Genomic DNA, 17748 nt, shown 5'->3' on the forward strand with positions numbered 1-17748 from the left:
CGGCTGCTCTCGTCGGTGGCCGGGCGGTGCCCGAGCAGGTGGACGCGGCCGGGCTCGATCAGCGTGCCGCCGGGACCGACGGCGGCGGCGGGGCCGCACCCGGTGACAACCGAGAGGTCCATGTCGGCGGCCTCACCCGTCGGTGAGGTCGTGCCGTCGAGGAAGTCCGGGTGGGCGTCGACGAACCACAGGTCGGTCGCCGGGGGTAGGGCCCGGCAGACGCCGGGCAGGATGGCGCAGTCGCCGCCGAGCACCAGTGGTCGGTGGCCGTCCGCGATCAGTGCGCCGATGCGCGCGGCGATGGCGCCGCCGGCCCGGACCAGGCCCGCCGCGCCGATCACCCCGCTGGCCGGGTCGCGGTTCGGGTCGCGCAACCGCGCCTCGTCGATCCGCCCGTCGTCGTCGGCGGCCAGGGCCTCGCGCAGGCCGGCGCGGCGCAGCGCGGCCGGGGCCCGCTCCTCGCCGCGCCCGGCTCCGGAGGAGTCCAGCGGCGCGTCCACGATCATCCAGCGCACGTCCGCAGCGTACCGGCGCGGCCGGCCGTCCCGGCCGCATTCTGTGGTGTGGCTGGGAGTACGCCGATGTGCCCGCGACGGCGACGACGACCGGCGTACGGTGAGGGACAAGTCCGGCTTTATGGGTCAAAAGCCTCATCGGTGTACGCCCTGGGACGCCGGTATCGAGGCGGCGAGGGCAAGGAGCGATCGGTGGAACATCTGGCCTACCTGGACGCGGGGTCCGGCAGCCTGATCGTGCAGGCTGTCGTCGGTGGGGTGGCTGGCGCCGCGGTCGCCGCGAAACTCTACTGGCGACGGCTGGTCGACCGGTTCCGCCGGCAACCCACCGACCAGCGCTGAGCGGGCCAGCCCCGACGATGGCGATCTCACCCACCGAGGTACGGCCCGAGCCGGCCTCCTTCCGCGACCCCGCCAACCGGGTCTTCCACGTCGGCGACGAGGTGCTGCGCGGGCTGGACCCCCAGGCTGCCGCGCACTGGCGGGCGCTGACCGGCAGCACGTTCTTCCCGGCGCTGGTCGCCGCGCGCAAGGTCTGCGCCACCGAGGACGCTCCGCCCACCCTGGTGCCGGCCGCGACCGGGACACCGTGGGCGGCCGTGCTGCGCCACGAGCGCATCCCGTTCGTCTCCCACCCGTACGAGTGGTCGTTCAGCATGCTGCGCGACGCCGCCCTGCTGCACCTGGAGATCCTGACCGCCGCGCTCGGCGAGGGTTTCACCACGAAGGACGGCTCGGCGTACAACCTCCAGTGGCGCGGCGCCCAACCGGTCTTCATCGACATCGGCTCCTTCGAGCCGATGCGTGACGGCGAACCGTGGGCAGGCTACCGGCAGTTCTGCCAGACCGTGCTCTACCCGCTGATGCTCACCGCCCACCTGGGCGTCGACTTCCAACCGTGGCTGCGTGCCCGGGTCGACGGCATCGAGGCCGACGAGCTACGGCCACTGTTCAACGGGGCCCGCCGGCTGCGCCCCGGCGTGCTGACCCACCTGCACCTGCACGGGGCCATGCAGCACCGCAACGCCGCCGCCAGCACCACTGAGGTACGCGACCAACTGCGGGCCGCCGGCTTCTCCCGGGAGCTGCTGCTCGCCACGGTACGCGGCATCGAGAAGCTGGTCGGCAAGCTGGACCGCCGCCCGCCCGAGAGCCACTGGTCGGACTACCAACGCACCTGCGGCTACTCGGCCCGCGACCGGGTGGCGAAGGAGCAGTTCGTGGCCGTCGCTGTCGCCGCCGGCACCCGCCCCCGCCTGGTGCTCGACCTCGGCGCCAACGACGGCCGGTACTCCCGGCTGGCGGCCGGGCACGCCGACTACGTGGTCGCCGTCGAGCAGGACCCCACGGTCGTCGACGAGCTGTACCGGCAGCTGCGCTCCGAGGGGCAGCGCCGCATCCTGCCGCTGGTGCTGGACCTGGCCGACCCCTCACCGGGTGGCGGCTGGCGGGGCGTCGAGCGGGCCGGCTTCGCCGAGCGGGCGTCCGCCGACGTGGTGCTCGCCCTGGCCGTGGTGCACCACCTGGCGATCGGGCGCAACGTGCCGCTGCCGGAGGTCATCGACTGGCTGGCCGGGCTGACCGCGCCGGGCGGCGCGGTGGTGGTGGAGTTCGTGCACCCGGAGGACCCGATGGCGACCCGGCTGCTGGCCAACAAGCCCGCCGGTCTCTTCCCGGACTACCGACGCGACGCCTTCGAGACGTTGCTCGCCGCCCGCGGACGGATCACCGATCGGCTGGAACTGCCCTCGGGAACCCGCACGCTGTACCGGACGGTGATGGGTGGCTGAACCGGCTTCCGTCGACCCGCCGGCCGCGGACCACCGGCCGCCGCCGGCCCCCGCACTGTGGGACCGGGGCTGGCGAGGTGAGCTGGGCCGGCTGCTGGAGATCGTCGCGCTGGTCGGTCTGGTGGTCACCCAGCCACTGCTGGACGTGCTCGGCCGCAGCCCCGACTTCTTCCTCTTCCACCGCACCGACCCGGCCCAGATCCTGCTGCTGCTCGCCCTGGTGACGGTGCTCCCCACGGCTGCGGTGGCGGTGCTCGGCGCGCTCAGCCGAGTGGCCGGCCGGACCGCCCGCGCCCTCGCCCACACCGGGCTGGTCGGGCTGCTGGTCGCCGCCCTCGCCGTGCAGGTGGGCCGACACGTCGCGCCACTTCGGGGCGTACCGCTGCTGTTGGTGGCCGTGCTGGTCGGAGCCGCCGGCGCGGCCGCGCACCGGCGGTGGCGGGCGCCGGGCCGGGTGCTGCGAGTGGCCGCCGCCGGCCCGGTGGCCTTCGTGGCGCTCTTCCTGCTCGCCTCGCCCACCTCGGCGGTGGTCCTGCCGCGCGGCGACGGCGGCGCGGCCGGCACCGCGCAGGGCTCGGCCGTGCACCCGCCGGTGGTCATGCTGATCCTCGACGAGCTGCCACTGGTCAGCCTGCTCGGCGCGGACGGGAAGATCGACGCCGGGCGGTACCCGCACTTCGCCGAGCTGGCCGGCGCCTCCACCTGGTACCGCAACTCCACCGGGGTCAGCGGATGGACGCCCAACGCGCTGCCGGCGATGCTCACCGGCCGCTACCCGGCCAAGCCGGTCGCCCCGCACTACTCGCAGTACCCGGACAACATCTTCACCGCCTTCGGCGGCCTGTACGACATCCGCGCCGAGGAGAGCATCACCCGGCTCTGCCCGCCCAGTCGCTGCGAGCAGCCGGTCACCCCCGAGCAAGGGCTCGGCGTGCTGGTCCGGGAGACCGGCAAGCTGCTCGGCCGGGTCGCCGGGCCCACGGAGAGCGCTGTCGACCCGGAGGACTCCTACCGCGAGCAGACTCGCGCCGAAGCCGGCCTGGACGCCGCCGAACCGGTGCCGGCCGACCCGAAGTTCCGCTGGGACAGCCTGGACGACAACCAACCGGCCCGGTTCACCAGCTTCCTCGCTGGGCTGAAGCCGACGACCCGGCCCACCCTGCACTTCCTGCACCTGCTGATGCCGCACTCACCGTGGGCGTACCTGCCGTCCGGGGCGCGCTACGACGCCCCCGAGGACCTGCCCAACGACGGTGCCGGGTGGGTCGACCTGGCCCGGCAGCGGCACCTCGCCCAGCTCGGCTACACCGACCGGCTCATCGGCGAGACGCTGCGGACGCTGCGCGCCAGCGGCCTCTACGACCAGGCCCTCGTCGTGGTGACCGCCGACCACGGGGTCAGCTTCCGCCCCGGCGCGCAGGGCCGGGGCATGGACGCCATCAAGGCCGCCGCCGGCGAGGTCGCCTGGGTGCCGACGTTTGTCAAGGAACCCCGGCAGCAGGCCGGCCGGGTGGACGACCGCAACTGGGAACACGTCGACCTGCTTCCGACAGTGGCCGACGAGGCCGGCGTCCGGCTGCCCTGGCGGGTCGACGGGCGCTCCGCCCGCCAGGCCCCCCGCACCGACGGCACGAAACACTTCTACGACCGCCCCGGCGAACCGGTCACCTTCGCCGGTGGCGTGCCCGCCCCGCCACCCCTGCCGACACCCCACCCCCTGGTCGGCACCGAGGTCCGCGCCGGCCCCGCCGCCGGCAGCGCCCGGGTCGCCGACCTGGCCGCGTTCACCGCCACGGACCCGGACACCGGCACCCTCCCGGCACTGGTCTGGGGCGACGTCCCGGACCGGATCCCGGACGGCACACTCCTCGCCGTCGCCGTCAACGGCCGCATCGGGGCCGTCGTCCCGGTGGTGCCGGCCGACCTCGGCGGACGCCGGTTCGCCGCGCTGCTCGCCGACGACAAGCTGTTCCACGCCGGCACCAACCAGCTCGACGTCTTCCAGGTCGCGACGGACGGTACGCTGCGACGCCTCAACCTGTCGTGACCTGGCTTGCGGGTTCGGTCCGGTCCGGTCCCGTCTGGCGGGATGCCGGGTTTCCCGGCCGCCCGGTCGGGAATCGGGTGACGCATACCTCACCGCCGAACCACGGCGGACGTTGTCCCCCGAGCCGCAATTACGGTAGAAGCGAAGGCAATTCAACGTAGATCTGCCGGCGAAGCGAGGAACCACATGACGGAAGTCAAGCTCGATCACCCCGGTGGGCAGCTGTCGATGCCGGTGCATCCTGCGGTCGAGGGCCCCGCCGGTGTCGGGGTGAGCAAGCTGCTGAAGGAAACCGGGATGACCACGTACGACCCCGGTTTCGTCAACACCGCCGCTGCCTCATCCGCGATCACCTACATCGACGGCGACGCGGGCATCCTGCGTTACCGGGGGTACCCGATCGAGCAGCTGGCCGAGAAGTCCTCCTTCCTGGAGGTCTCCTACCTGCTCATCTACGGTGAGCTGCCGACCGAGCAGCAGCTGACCGAGTTCACCGAGTGGATTCGGCGGCACTCGCTGCTGCACGAGGAGATGCGCCGCTTCTTCGACGGCTTCCCCCGGGACGCCCACCCGATGGCGGTGCTCTCGTCCGCGGTGAGCGCCCTGTCCACCTTCTACCAGGACAGCCTGGACCCGTTCGACTCCGAGCACGTGGAGATCTCCACGGTCCGGCTGATGGCGAAGGTCCCCACCATCGCCTCGTACGCGTACAAGAAGTCCATCGGTCAGCCGCTGCTGTACCCGGACAACTCGCTGGGGTACGTGGACAACCTGCTGCGGATGACGTTCGGCGTGCCGGCTGAGCCGTACGAGGTCGACCCGGTGATGTCGAAGGTGCTGGACATGCTCTTCGTCCTGCACGCCGACCACGAGCAGAACTGCTCCACGTCGACCGTCCGCCTGGTCGGCTCCAGCAACGCCAACCTGTTCGCCTCGGTCTCGGCCGGCGTGAACGCGCTGTTCGGCCCGCTGCACGGTGGCGCCAACCAGGCGGTGCTGGAGATGCTGCAGCAGATCCACGCCGGCGACGGCGACGTGCGGTCCTTCGTCCGCAAGGTCAAGGACAAGCAGGACGGCGTCAAGCTGATGGGCTTCGGCCACCGGGTCTACAAGAACTACGACCCGCGGGCGGCGATCGTCAAGAAGGCCGCGCAGGACGTGCTGGGCCGGATGGCCAAGCCCGACCCGCTGCTGGACATCGCCATGGAGCTGGAGGAGATCGCCCTCGCCGACGACTTCTTCGTCTCCCGTCGGCTCTACCCGAACGTGGACTTCTACACCGGCCTGATCTACAAGGCCATGGGTTTCCCGACCAAGATGTTCACGGTGCTCTTCGCGCTCGGCCGGCTTCCCGGCTGGATCGCCCAGTGGCGCGAGATGATCAACGACCCGGAGACCAAGATCGGCCGTCCGCGGCAGGTCTACGTCGGCTCCGCCGAGCGGGACTACGTCCCCTTCGGCGAGCGCTGACCCGCTCCTCGCTAAACGAGCAGGCCGTCGACCCCTCCGGGTCGACGGCCTGCCGCGTTTCCGCGCCCCGAGCTGTCCCCGGCATGAGTCGATCACGAACGGGTGACGCCGGGGCTCAGAAGGCGGAGATGTCCTGGGCCCGCTCGCTGCGACTCAGCGCGCTGATCAGCGCGGACTGGCCACGGCGGCGCACGGCCAGCCGGACCAGCAGGTCGCGTACGGGGTCGAAGACGTCCGCCGGGAACTCCGGCGTGGGCAGGCCGACGCTCACCGCGAGGTCGTCGGAATGGACCACGATCTCCAACTGGCGGGTGAGCAGGAACTCTCCGCGCGGAAGGGCCCAGCCCTGCCACGGGATCGGCACGACGTCACGAGCGGCACCCCGCGAGAGCAGGTCGCCGACCTCCGTCAGCGCCTGGGCGGAACGGGCGTGCAGATCGGCCGGCCCGCGTACGGCGTCGGCCTCGTCGGGGCCGGACGCGACTGTGTTCTTGTCCGGGGACCCCTCGGAGACCCAGGCGGCCCGCTCGTAGTGGTTGTCGGCCGACTCCAGGACCGGCAGGTCCGTCGGCATTGGCAGTAGCTCCGCCGCACGGACCGCCTGACGTCCCAGGTGGCACGCCAGCCCACCCACGGACAGGTGTGGCAGGGCGCTCGGGCTCGACCACCGCTCGGTCACCTCGGGGCGTCGAATCAGGTCCAACGCGATCGAGGCGGCGACCGGAAAGCTGGCATCCAGGGCGTCGACAGGACGAGACATCCGCACATTCTGGCAGCCCCGACCGACAGCCGCCGGGCAGCGCGGAGCGCTCGCCACAACAGGATCGACCCCGCCCGAGCCCGAGCCAGGCCCGAGTCCCGGCTGAACCGGAATCGGGCCTGGCTCGGGGAGGGGTCAGCGCAGGCCGGCGGCGGCGAGCAGGTTGCCCTCGGGGAGCGCCGGGAGGGCGCTACCCTGCGACATCCGCTGCTCGGCGCGCTCGGCGGTGAACGCGGCGTCGTGGTGGATGGCTGCGGCGTAGCTGGCGGCGGTGCGCTGGGCGATCGCGGCCCAGCCGTACTGGTCGTGGACCATCCGGCGGGCGCGGCGGGCCATGACGCGGGAACGGTCGGCGTCCGACAGCAGCGCGTCCACGGCGTCGGTGAGGCTGCCCGGGTCGTGCGGACGGAAGGTCATCCCGGTGACGCCCGGCTCGACGATCTCGCCGAGGCCACCGGTGGCGGCGACGGCCAGGGGAGCGCCGGCCGCGGCGCCCTCCAGTGCCACCATGCCGAACGGCTCGTAGATGCTCGGCACGGCGAAGCAGTCGGACGCGGCCATCAGCGCCGGCAGGTCGGTGCCGCCGAGGAAGCCCGGCATGGTGACCATGCCGCCGAGGCCGCGGCGGTGCACCTCGGCCTCCAACTCGGCGCGGTACGGGCCGTCACCGGCGATCACGGCACGCAGGCCGGGGTGCCGCTCGCGCAGCCGGGGGAGCGCGGCGATCAGGTGCTGGACGCCCTTCTCGTACACCAGGCGGCCGGCGAAGGTGACCAGCGGGCCGTTGCCGGCGAAGCGGGCGCGGGCGGCGGCCACGGCACGCGCGGGCACCCGCCAGCGGTGCGGCTCCACGCCGTTGGCGACCACGTCGACCCGTCCGGCCGGTACGCCGAACAGCGCGTTCACCTCGTCGCGCATGTACCCGGAGCAGACGATCACCCGGTTGGACTCGCTGCTGAGCCACTGCTCGACACCGTGGATGGTGCGGTTCATCTCCTCCGGCAGCCAGCCCTGGTGCCGGCCGGCCTCGGTGGCGTGGATCGTGCTGACCAGCGGGATGTCCAGGTGGTCGCGCAACGTCATCGCGGTGTGCGCGACGAGCCAGTCGTGGGCGTGGATGACGTCGTAGGAGCCGGCCTGGGCGGCGCGCAGGGCGGTGCGGGTGAGGGTGTGGTTGAAGGCCATGGTCCAGGCCAGCAGGGAGCCGGTGGCGAGGGGGAAGGTGACCGGGTCCTCGGGGGCGCGCAGGATGCGCACGCCGTCGGCGTACTCCTCCAGGGGTGCGCCGTCGGAGTGGCGGGTGACGACGGTGACCTCGTGGCCGGCGGCGGCGAGGGCGACCGAGAGGGCGTGCACGTGTCGACCGAGACCGCCGACGAGCACCGGCGGGTACTCCCAGGACAGCATGAGGATGCGGCGGGTCTGCGGGGGCACCCCGGGGCCGGACTGCGCCGGCACGGGCGTGCCGGGCTGCGCGGTCGGACCGGGCTGCGCGGGGGGCCGGGAGGTCAGGGTGGGCCGGTGGGCCCGGTCCTTGGTGGCAGCGAGCTGCTCGTCGACCCGCACTGTCACATCAGTCTCCGTCCATGCATGGTGAGGCGCGCCGACGTCAGTGGCGGCGGAGCGAGAGGTGTAAGGGGTGGCGGATGGCCAGGCGGGCACGCGCGAACGCTTGTCCCCGGTCAAGGAAAGTGCATAGGACCCGAGAACGCACCTCGAAAAGGGCCATCGTGACGGAGGACACCCGATCGGTGTAGCGCGCATCAGACGGGCGGTTTTCGCCCGTCGCCTGAAAGGATGGATTGGCGCGCCCGGGCCGGGGGCACTACCTGCGTGCGCGCGGGCGATCTCGGCCGGTGCGCACATAACCATGGTCTAAGGAGCGACATGCAGGTCTGGCCGGGCGAGCGGTACCCCCTGGGCGCCACCTACGACGGAATGGGCACCAACTTCGCCATCTTCTCCGAGGTGGCCGAGCGGATCGAGCTGTGCCTCTTCGACGAGTGGGACACCGGTGCGGAGCGCCGCGTCGAGCTGCGCGAGGTGGACGCCTACGTGTGGCACGCGTACCTGCCGGGCATCGAGCCGGGCCAGCGCTACGGCTACCGGGTGCACGGCCCGTACGACCAGGCGAACGGGTTGCGCTGCAACCCGCACAAGCTGCTGATCGACCCGTACGCCAAGGCCATCGACGGTGACGTGGACTGGGACCCGGCGGTCTACGACTACGACCTCAACGAGCCGGAGCGCATGTCGGAGACCGACTCGGCGCCGTTCATGCCGAAGTCGGTGGTGGTCAACCCGTACTTCGACTGGGGCAACGACAGGCCGCCGCGCACCCCTTACCACCACTCGGTGATCTACGAGGCGCACGTGCGCGGGCTGACCATGCGCCACCCGGACATCCCGGAGGAGCTGCGCGGCACGTACGCGGGCATCGCCTCCCCGCCGATGATCGACTATCTGACCCGGCTCGGGGTGACGGCGATCGAGCTGATGCCGGTGCACCAGTTCATCCACGACAACCGCCTCTCCGACCTGGGGCTGCGCAACTACTGGGGTTACAACACCATCGGCTTCTTCGCCCCGCACCACGGCTACTCCGCGCTGGGCCGGACCGGCCAGCAGGTGCAGGAGTTCCGGGGCATGGTCAAGGCGCTGCACGCGGCCGGCATCGAGGTCATCCTCGACGTGGTCTACAACCACACCGCCGAGGGCAACCACCTCGGGCCGACGCTGAGCTTCAAGGGCGTGGACGCCCCGAGCTACTACCGGCTCAGCGAGGAGGACCCCCGCTACTTCGTCGACTACACCGGCACCGGCAACAGCCTCAACGTGCGCAGCCCGCACTCGCTGCAACTGATCATGGATTCGCTGCGGTACTGGGTGACCGAGATGCACGTCGACGGCTTCCGGTTCGACCTGGCGGCCACCCTGGCCCGCGAGTTCTACGAGGTGGACCGGCTCTCCACCTTCTTCGAGGTGGTGCAGCAGGACCCGGTGGTCAGCCAGGTCAAGCTGATCGCCGAACCGTGGGACGTCGGCCCCGGCGGCTACCAGGTCGGCAACTTCCCGCCGCTGTGGACGGAGTGGAACGGCAAGTACCGCGACACCGTGCGGGACTTCTGGCGCGGCGAGCCGGCCACCCTCGCCGAGTTCGCGTCAAGGATCTCCGGCTCCGCCGACCTCTACCAGGACGACGGCCGCCGACCGTTCCACAGCATCAACTTCGTCACCGTGCACGACGGCTTCACCCTCACCGACCTGGTGTCCTACAACGACAAACACAACGAGGCCAACGGCGAGGAAAATCGCGACGGCGAGAGCCACAACCGGTCCTGGAACTGCGGGGTCGAGGGCGACACCGACGACGAGGCGGTCCTCGCCCTGCGGGCCAAGCAGCGGCGCAACTTCCTGGCCACCCTGATGCTGTCGCAGGGCGTGCCGATGATCGGCCACGGTGACGAGTTGGGCCGCACCCAGCACGGCAACAACAACGTCTACTGCCAGGACAGCGAGCTGGCCTGGGTCGACTGGGACAACGCCGACGAGCACCTGCTGGACTTCGTCCGCACGCTCACCGCGTTCCGCAAACGACACCAGGTGTTCCGCCGTCGCCGGTTCTTCACCGGGCTGCCGGTGAACGGACGCGGCATCGACGAGCCGCTGCCCGACCTGGCCTGGTACACCCCCGACGGGCGGGAGATGACCGGCGAGGACTGGGGCAACGACTTCGGCCGCTCGGTGGCGCTCTTCGTCAACGGCGAGGGCATCCGCGAACGCGGCCAGTACGGCCAGAAGCACCACGACGCGTCGTTCCTGCTCTGCTTCAACGCCCACGACGCGCCGCTGGACTTCACCATGCCCGGCAGCGACTACGGCCAGAAGTGGGAACGGGTGATCAGCACCGCCGAACCCGAGCCCGGCGACGCCACGGTGATCAGCGCGGGCGGCACCATCCGGGTGCCGGACCGCTCCCTCGTCGTGCTGGAGAGGACGAACTGACATGCCGGCCACCCCTCCCACTGCCACCTACCGCGTCCAGGTCCGCCCCGGCTTCGACCTGGACGCCACCGCCGCGATCGTCGACTATCTGGACGACCTCGGCGTCAGCCACCTCTACAGCGCCCCGCTGCTGACCGCCACCCCCGGCTCCCAGCACGGCTACGACGTTGTCGACCACCGGGCCGTCAACCCGGAGCTGGGCGGGGAGGCCGCCCGCCAGCGGCTGCTGACCGCCCTGCGCGACAAGCACCTCGGCCTGGTCGTCGACATCGTGCCCAACCACGCCGGGGTGGCCGTCCCGGCCGCCAACCCCGCCTGGTGGGACGTGCTGCGCCGGGGGCGCGACTCGGCGTACGCCGACTGGTTCGACATCGACTGGGACCGGGGCCGCCTGATGCTGCCGGTGCTGGGCGACGATGAGGCCGCCCTCGACGACCTCAAGGTGGTCGGCGGGGAGCTGCGCTACCACGAGCACCGCTTTCCGATCGCCGACGGCACCGGCGACGGCAGCGCCCGCGAGGTGCACGACCGGCAGCACTACGAGCTGGTCTCCTGGCGGCGCGGCGACGCCGAGCTGACGTACCGCCGGTTCTTCGCCATCGCGGGCCTGGCGGGTCTGCGGGTGGAGGACCCGGCCGTCTTCGCCGCCACCCACGAGCTGATCCTGCGCTGGGCCGCCGCCGGGGAGGTCGACGGCATCCGCGTCGACCACCCGGACGGCCTGCGCGACCCGGCCGGCTACCTGGCCCGGTTGCGGGCCGCCGCGCCCGACGCCTGGCTCGTGGTGGAGAAGATCCTGGAGTACGGCGAGGAGCTGCCGGACTGGCCGGTGGACGGCACCACCGGCTACGACGCCCTGGCCGCTGTCGGTGGGCTCTTCGTCGACACCGACGCCGAGGGTGACTTCACCGCGCTGGACAACCGCCTCACCGGGCAGCACACGTCCTGGGAGGACCTGACCCACACCACCAAACTGGCCGCCGCCACCCAACTGCTCGCCGCCGAGCTGACCCGGCTGGCCGCCCTCGCCCCCGAGGTGCCCACCGAGCAGGCCCGCGCAGCGCTCGCCGAGATGGCCGCAGCGTTCGCCGTCTACCGGGGCTACCCGCCGCACGGCGCCCGGCACCTCGCCGCCGCCCGCTCCGAGGCCGGCCGCCGCCGCCCCGACCTGGCGGGGGCCCTGGACGCGATCACCCGCCGACTGCGCAACCCCGACGACGAGCTGGCCCAACGGTTTCCGCAGCTCACCGGCGCGGTGATGGCCAAGGGCGTGGAGGACACCGCGTTCTACCGCTGGACCCGGGTCGTGGCGCTCAACGAGGTCGGCGACAACCCCGCCCACTTCGGGGTGCCGCCGGCGGAGTTCCACCGCTTCGCCGCCGCCCAACAGGTCCGTTGGCCGGCCAGCATGACCACCCTCTCCACCCACGACACCAAACGCGGCGAGGACGTCCGCGCCCGCCTCGCCGTGCTCAGCGAACTGCCGGGCCGCTGGGCCGAGCAGGTCAAGACCTGGATGGAGTACGCGCCGCTGCCCGACCCGGCCTTCGCCCACCTGCTCTGGCAGACCGCCGTCGGCGCGTGGCCGATCGAGCGGGAACGGCTGCACGCGTACGTCGAGAAGGCCGCCCGGGAGGCCGGGGCCTCGACCAGTTGGGCGGACCCCGACCCGGCCTTCGAGCAGGCAGTGCACGCGGTGGTCGACCAGATGTACGACGACCCGAGCCTGCACGACGAGCTGACCGAACTCGCCGCCGCCATCGCCCCGGCCGGCTGGTGCAACTCGCTCGGGCAGAAGCTGATCCAACTCACCATGCCCGGGGTGCCGGACACCTACCAGGGCACCGAGCTGTGGGACAACTCCCTCGTCGACCCGGACAACCGCCGCCCGGTCGACTTCGACGTACGCCGAGAGCTGCTGGCACGCATCGACGGCGGCTGGCGTCCCCCGATCGACACCGACGGAGCGGCGAAGCTGCTCGTCGTCTCGCGGACCCTGCGGCTGCGGCGGGCGCACCCGGAGCTGTTCACCACCTACCGACCGGTGCCCGCGCACGGGCGGGTGGGCCGGCACGTGGTGGCCTTCGACAGGGGCGGCGCGATCGCCGTGGCGACCCGGCTGCCGCTGGGCCTGGCGCGCGCCGGCGGCTGGTGTGACACAGCACTGTCACTTCCCGTTCACGAGATGAAGGACCTGTTCACCGGCCGGGTCTACAGTGGCGGGGAGACCCCTCTGGACGGCCTTCTGGCCGACTATCCCGTGGCTCTGCTGGCTCCTCTCACCGCTGCCGAGGAGGCCGTTTCATGACCGAATTCTCCGTCTGGGCACCGGACGCCACGCGGGTGCGGCTGCGCCTGGCCGACGACACCGACCACGAGATGCGCGCCTCCACCGACGGCTGGTGGCGGGTCGAGGTGCCCGACGCCGGCCTCGACTACTCCTTTCTGCTGAACGACGACGAAACCCCACTGCCCGACCCCCGGTCACCGTGGCAGCCTGCGGGAGTGCACGGGCCGAGCCGCCGCTACGACCACGCCGACTTCGCGTGGTCCGACAGCGCGTGGACCGGCCGGCAACTGCCCGGCAGCATCCTCTACGAGCTGCACATCGGCACCTTCACCCCGGAAGGCACCTTCGACGCGGCCATCGACCGCCTCGACCACCTGGTGTCCCTGGGCGTCGACCTGATCGAGCTGCTCCCGGTCAACGCCTTCAACGGCGAACACAACTGGGGGTACGACGGCGTCTGCTGGTACGCCCCACACGAGCCCTACGGCGGCCCCGACGGCCTGAAACGGTTCGTCGACGCCGCCCACGCTCGCGGTCTGGGGGTGATCCTCGACGTTGTCTACAACCATTTCGGGCCCTCCGGGGCCTACGCGCCGCGGTTCGGGCCCTACCTCGCCGAGCAGAGCAACAGTTGGGGTCGCTCGATCAACCTGGACGGCCCGCAGTCCGACGAGGTACGCCGCTACATCATCGACAGCGTGCTCATGTGGCTGCGCGACTACCACGTCGACGGGCTGCGCCTGGACGCCGTGCACGCGCTGCACGACTCGCGGGCCGTTCCCATCCTGGAAGAGCTGGCGGTTTCCGTCGAGTCGTTGTCGACGCACCTGGGGCGGCCGTTGTCGCTGATCGCCGAATCCGACCTCAACGATCCGCGGGTCATCACCCCGCGCGAGGCGGGTGGGTTCGGGCTGCACGCCCAGTGGAACGACGACGCCCACCACGCGCTGCACACGCTGCTGACGGGGGAGCGGCAGGGGTACTACGGGGACTTCGGCTCTCTGGAGACGCTGTCTGATGTGCTGACCGGAGGGTTCTTCCACGCCGGGACCTGGTCCAGCTTCCGGAACCGGCACCACGGGCGGCCGGTTGATCCTCGGGTGCCGGGGCACCGGTTCGTGGCGTACCTGCAGAACCACGACCAGATCGGGAACCGGGCTACCGGGGATCGGATCTCGGCTTCGCTGTCGCCTTCGCTGCTTCGGGTTGGGGCCACGTTGCTGTTGACGGCGCCGTTCACTCCCATGCTGTTCATGGGGGAGGAGTGGGCTGCCTCTACGCCGTGGCAGTTCTTCACCTCGCATCCGGAGCCGGAGTTGGCCTCTGCGGTGCGGACCGGACGGCGGCGGGAGTTCGCTGCGCACGGATGGCCGGAGGGGGACGTGCCCGATCCGCAGGACCCGGAGACGTTCGTGCGGTCCCGGTTGGACTGGGCGGAGCTGGACAAGCCCGAGCATGCTTCGATGCTGGCGTTTTACCAGCGGTTGATCGGGCTGCGTCGGTCGCTTCCGGATCTCTCGGATCCTCGGTTGAACGCTGTCTCTGTGCAGCATGGGGACCAGTTCCTGGTGATGCGGCGGGGGGACACGCTTGTGGTGGCGAACCTGGCTGGGCGGGGACAGGGAGTGTCGCTGCCTGGGGTGGCTCGGCGGGTGTTGCTGGCCACGGGGGAGGGGGTTACGGTGATGCGGGACCGGATCCAGCTTCCGGCAGAGACTGCCGCGATCGTGGCGCTCTGAGGGATGCACGGATTGGTCACGCTCGCCTAGGCCTTGAGTACGTCCGACTGCCCCCGTCCGAGACACGCTGCAAAGGCCGGTGCCAATCTCGTAGGGTGTTGATCAGGTCAGCTTCATTGTCTGCGGGTGTGGCCTTAACCTCGCCGGCGTTGGCGTAGGTCAACGGCTAAACCACCAAATTCACGACGGCAAGGTTTAAATGACTACCACCGACCACCGCGACACAACCGTCAAGCGTGGTGCCATAAAGGACTCTGTCCGCAACGCCCTGTGGGCACGGGCCGCAGGTCGGTGCACGGTTTGCAACCGCCGCCTTCTCGGTGACTCCAGAACATATTTTCATTCTGTCCTTCTGGCTGAAATCGCACACAACATCGGTGCCACCGAGGGGCCAGATTCGCCTCGCCGCAAGGACAATGACGGAGTGCTCGATACCGAGGCCGAGGAGAATTTACTCCTCCTGTGCCATGATTGCCATAAGATCATTGATCATCCCGATCACATCGACTTCTTCCCACCCGAGAAGCTTCGCGAGGTCAAGGAGGCGTTCGAGCGGCGTATCGAGATGGTCACCGATAACGGCGGGTTGACTCGGACAGCGGCACTGCGTGTCGGTAGCCAAATCCGCGGCTCGCTCGCGCTCGCGTCTCAGCGCGAAGTCGCGGAGACTCTCCTAGCCGTAAACTACCTCGGGCTCGTCGAAACCCAACGCAGCGGTGACTTCACCTGCCGCATCCACGGCGCTGCGGGAGGTAAGGGATTCTGGGATGCTGCCCAGCAGTCCATCGACGACACGCTGGCTCTCGTGCGCCAAGCAATCGACAGTGGCGATGTGGAGCACATTTCTGTATTCGCCATTGCGCCGATTCCGCTGCTTGTTTACTTGGGTTGGCAATTAGATGACAAAATGCCGACTCGCATCTTCCAGAAGCATCGTGACCAATTTGTCGGTTGGTCCTGGGCGGATCAAAGTGACCCTATTGACTTCGAGGTGTTAGCCGCTGATGCGCCTGACAGCGCCGAAGATGTTGTGCTCATGTGCGCGATAAGCAGTGAGGTGAATAGCGCTTTCCTGCCCGAGGAGATCGGGGCGATGCCACGCGTTGAAATCCGGCCACTCGACGTCGCTCCAATCCCAACCCTGATGGTGCACGAGAAATCGCTTTCGAACTTCGCTGCACAGTGGCGAGAAGCGCTCGTCACCGCTGAGGCTCGCCATCCGAACGCACGGCGGTGGCATTTGATCGCGTCGGCACCGATAACGGTCGCCATTGAGGCAGGTCGTGCGTTTATGCGTGATACTCACCCGCCCGTGTCGATTTATCAGCGGGGTGCTGATTCCTATGAAGCGGTGCTGGTGCTCAAGTGACCAGTGAGCTTTCGTGCTGGCTCGGAAACTCGTTAACCGGTGTACTCCTGGACGCCGAGGCCTGGGCGGGTACGAACGCCCTCAGAGGTCCAGCTTCGCCGTGTGGAAGCGAGATTAAATGCGTTCCAGACACGGCGGTCCTTGCTGCCAGGTGAGCACCAAGAATGCTTGTCAAACTTCCGGCAACTCCGGCCAGATCGGCCGCCGAACCATGGAATGTTGGAGTCGAGCATCCCCGTGTAGGGATAATTTCGTCACCGGACGTTACGGGATCCCACAAGCAATGAAACGCCTCGTTTGTCCCGTCCTCGATAATCTGTTTGCCGGCTTCTCTATCAATAGACAAGGGGCCGAGCCGTACTGGCGGCATTGAGACAGTCATATGACCCAATGTTCCAGTTCGTGGGTCGGTAGCGACCTGGGCCAACACCGGCCGCTGCTCCAAGGCGGCAGCGAGGTCGTCGAGAACCCGGCTGATCGCTACGCTGACGGTGGCGTCGATGATGAGATCGACGTTCGAGAGATCTTCTTCACCCGGAAACATCGCAACGTTCGGGACCACTTGGACGGCATCATTGATAGCACGTAGACGATCGGCAAGCGCCGCGACCTTCTTGTTGCCGATGTCCGCCTCCACAAAGTTCTGTCGGACGAGGAGGCCCCCTGAGATGGTGGCCGGGTCGCAAAGGACGACCCTCTTCGCTCCTGCTCGGACAATATATTCAGCGATCCATGAGCCCAGACCGCCGCAGCCCCAGACATGGACCGTCTTGCCCGCGTATGCGGCGACCGGCCGCTCGGAGTCGCGGCGAGTAGTGACCTCATCGCGCTCGTCGGAAATCGGCCACCACTCCAACACGGTGTTCTGATTGATCTTCGCCGGTTCGATAGTGATCATGGCACTCTCCTTCCTGCTCGACCTAACGAGCGCCCGGATTTGGTCGGCACCGGCGGCCGGGATGCTAGCAACTAGTAGGTGGGGAGGGCCGCCGACTGGGTGTGGAACGGCGATGATAAGCCGTTGTGGCGTGCCATCGACCTTTCGGATTGCACTGGCCCCGAGCGCCGTTAACACCACGGCCGAAAGTGCGGCTCTTGCATGCCCAAGGGGGTTCGTCCCGGTGGGGGCAGGGTGGCCGTGGTACGGATCGTCAACCGTCCGGAGAAGCATCCCGAGGTTGGTCCCTGCGCCGAAAGGAAGATCGGCGTCGAGCATCACGACCGGGATGTGTTCGCGCTGCTCCGACTCAGAGGGACGCTTGAGGGTCAGGTCAAACCGATGAGGCGTCCGGGCGACGAGCCATCCATGGTGGGCGCGCTTGCCAGCCTGAACCGCGTCTCGCACGACGACTGTAGGAGCACCATCGGCGGCGTGAAGCACGCCGCCGACGGCATGGTATAGAGCGGTTCGGGCATCGAAACCCCCACGAGCAGCCTCGCCTAGCCAGTCGAAGAGCCGATCGACGAAACAGCCGAACCCGCCCATTGGATCCCACTCCCTCGATGGGTCGAGGTAGAGACACAGGCGGAATCCTTGGAGGACGTGCGGCTGATGAAGGAATCGGAGGTGATCGACCTCGACGCGCGGCGGCACCAATTCGGACTGAGCGACCGTAACGATAAAGTCCTCGTGCTCGCCAAGCGGAATCCCGTCAGGTAAGCAATGGATGTGGGCGGTTCGAAGGCGCAAACGGAGTTGCATCGATCTGGATTGATCGAATCGATGGTGCCCCACTAGTTCGACGTCTCCCGGAAATGCATCA

General features: G+C 69.6%; 13 protein-coding genes and 1 pseudogene. 9 read left to right on the top strand and 5 right to left on the bottom strand.

Annotated features, from left to right (window positions below; translation table 11 throughout):
• The coding region (locus KBX08_RS15880; RefSeq protein WP_247669485.1) for an arginase family protein at nucleotides 1-506 on the bottom strand (506 nt) is incomplete at its 3' end.
• A gap of 201 nt (nucleotides 507-707) precedes the next feature.
• Between KBX08_RS15880 and KBX08_RS15885 the strand changes: the two genes are divergently transcribed.
• The 4 genes from KBX08_RS15885 (at nucleotide 708) to KBX08_RS15900 (ending at nucleotide 5822) form a co-directional block, all read left to right on the top strand.
• Complete coding sequence (locus KBX08_RS15885; protein WP_165947858.1) at nucleotides 708-857, top strand: hypothetical protein; 150 nt, start codon at nucleotides 708-710, stop codon at nucleotides 855-857.
• 17 nt (nucleotides 858-874) lie between these two features.
• Nucleotides 875-2305: a bifunctional 2-polyprenyl-6-hydroxyphenol methylase/3-demethylubiquinol 3-O-methyltransferase UbiG gene (locus tag KBX08_RS15890; RefSeq protein WP_210784223.1), complete on the top strand. Its 1431-nt coding sequence runs from the start codon at nucleotides 875-877 to the stop codon at nucleotides 2303-2305.
• Nucleotides 2306-2360: 55 nt separating this feature from the next.
• Entirely contained in the window at nucleotides 2361-4352 is a 1992-nt protein-coding gene (locus KBX08_RS15895; RefSeq protein WP_247669486.1) for a sulfatase-like hydrolase/transferase, read from the top strand.
• 186 nt (nucleotides 4353-4538) lie between these two features.
• Nucleotides 4539-5822, top strand: coding sequence for a citrate synthase (locus tag KBX08_RS15900; RefSeq protein WP_124854565.1), 1284 nt, complete (start codon nucleotides 4539-4541; stop codon nucleotides 5820-5822).
• A gap of 115 nt (nucleotides 5823-5937) precedes the next feature.
• Here KBX08_RS15900 and KBX08_RS15905 read toward each other — a convergent pair whose 3' ends face one another.
• On the bottom strand, nucleotides 5938-6582 hold the full coding sequence (locus KBX08_RS15905; protein WP_210784227.1) for a maleylpyruvate isomerase N-terminal domain-containing protein: 645 nt from the start codon (nucleotides 6580-6582) through the stop codon (nucleotides 5938-5940).
• Between the two features lie 135 nt (nucleotides 6583-6717).
• On the bottom strand, nucleotides 6718-7989 hold the full coding sequence (locus tag KBX08_RS15910; protein ID WP_238689730.1) for a glycosyltransferase family 4 protein: 1272 nt from the start codon (nucleotides 7987-7989) through the stop codon (nucleotides 6718-6720).
• Between the two features lie 480 nt (nucleotides 7990-8469).
• On the opposite strand from KBX08_RS15910, the gene glgX reads away from it, so the two are divergent.
• From glgX to KBX08_RS15930, 4 genes are all read left to right on the top strand, one after another.
• Nucleotides 8470-10587, top strand: coding sequence for a glycogen debranching protein GlgX (gene glgX, locus KBX08_RS15915; RefSeq protein ID WP_210784231.1), 2118 nt, complete (start codon nucleotides 8470-8472; stop codon nucleotides 10585-10587).
• Nucleotide 10588: 1 nt separating this feature from the next.
• A complete protein-coding gene (gene treY, locus KBX08_RS15920) occupies nucleotides 10589-12895 on the top strand; it encodes a malto-oligosyltrehalose synthase (protein WP_210784233.1) in 2307 nt (768 codons plus the stop codon).
• Complete coding sequence (gene treZ / locus KBX08_RS15925) at nucleotides 12892-14616, top strand: malto-oligosyltrehalose trehalohydrolase (RefSeq protein WP_210784235.1); 1725 nt, start codon at nucleotides 12892-12894, stop codon at nucleotides 14614-14616. Before treY ends, treZ begins: the two co-directional genes overlap by 4 nt.
• A 199-nt stretch (nucleotides 14617-14815) precedes the next feature.
• Entirely contained in the window at nucleotides 14816-15985 is a 1170-nt protein-coding gene (locus KBX08_RS15930) for an SAVED domain-containing protein (RefSeq protein ID WP_210784236.1), read from the top strand.
• Here the strand turns inward: KBX08_RS15930 and KBX08_RS33840 are convergent.
• Nucleotides 15978-16883 carry a ThiF family adenylyltransferase gene (locus tag KBX08_RS33840; protein WP_247669487.1) on the bottom strand — a complete coding sequence of 302 codons (906 nt, stop codon included), beginning with the start codon at nucleotides 16881-16883 and terminating at the stop codon, nucleotides 15978-15980. The two genes, KBX08_RS15930 and KBX08_RS33840, sit on opposite strands and share 8 nt — an antisense overlap.
• Before the next feature lie 201 nt (nucleotides 16884-17084).
• Between KBX08_RS33840 and KBX08_RS33845 the strand changes: the two genes are divergently transcribed.
• A complete protein-coding gene (locus tag KBX08_RS33845) occupies nucleotides 17085-17387 on the top strand; it encodes a hypothetical protein (RefSeq protein ID WP_247669496.1) in 303 nt (100 codons plus the stop codon).
• 21 nt (nucleotides 17388-17408) lie between these two features.
• On the opposite strand, the pseudogene KBX08_RS33850 reads toward KBX08_RS33845, so the two are convergent.
• Nucleotides 17409-17687: pseudogene (locus KBX08_RS33850) on the bottom strand (ThiF family adenylyltransferase); the annotation flags it as partial.
• Nucleotides 17688-17748 lie beyond the last annotated feature (61 nt).

Source organism: Micromonospora sp. H61, assembly GCF_018070325.1.
Taxonomy (GTDB): Bacteria; Actinomycetota; Actinomycetes; order Mycobacteriales; family Micromonosporaceae; genus Micromonospora; species Micromonospora salmantinae.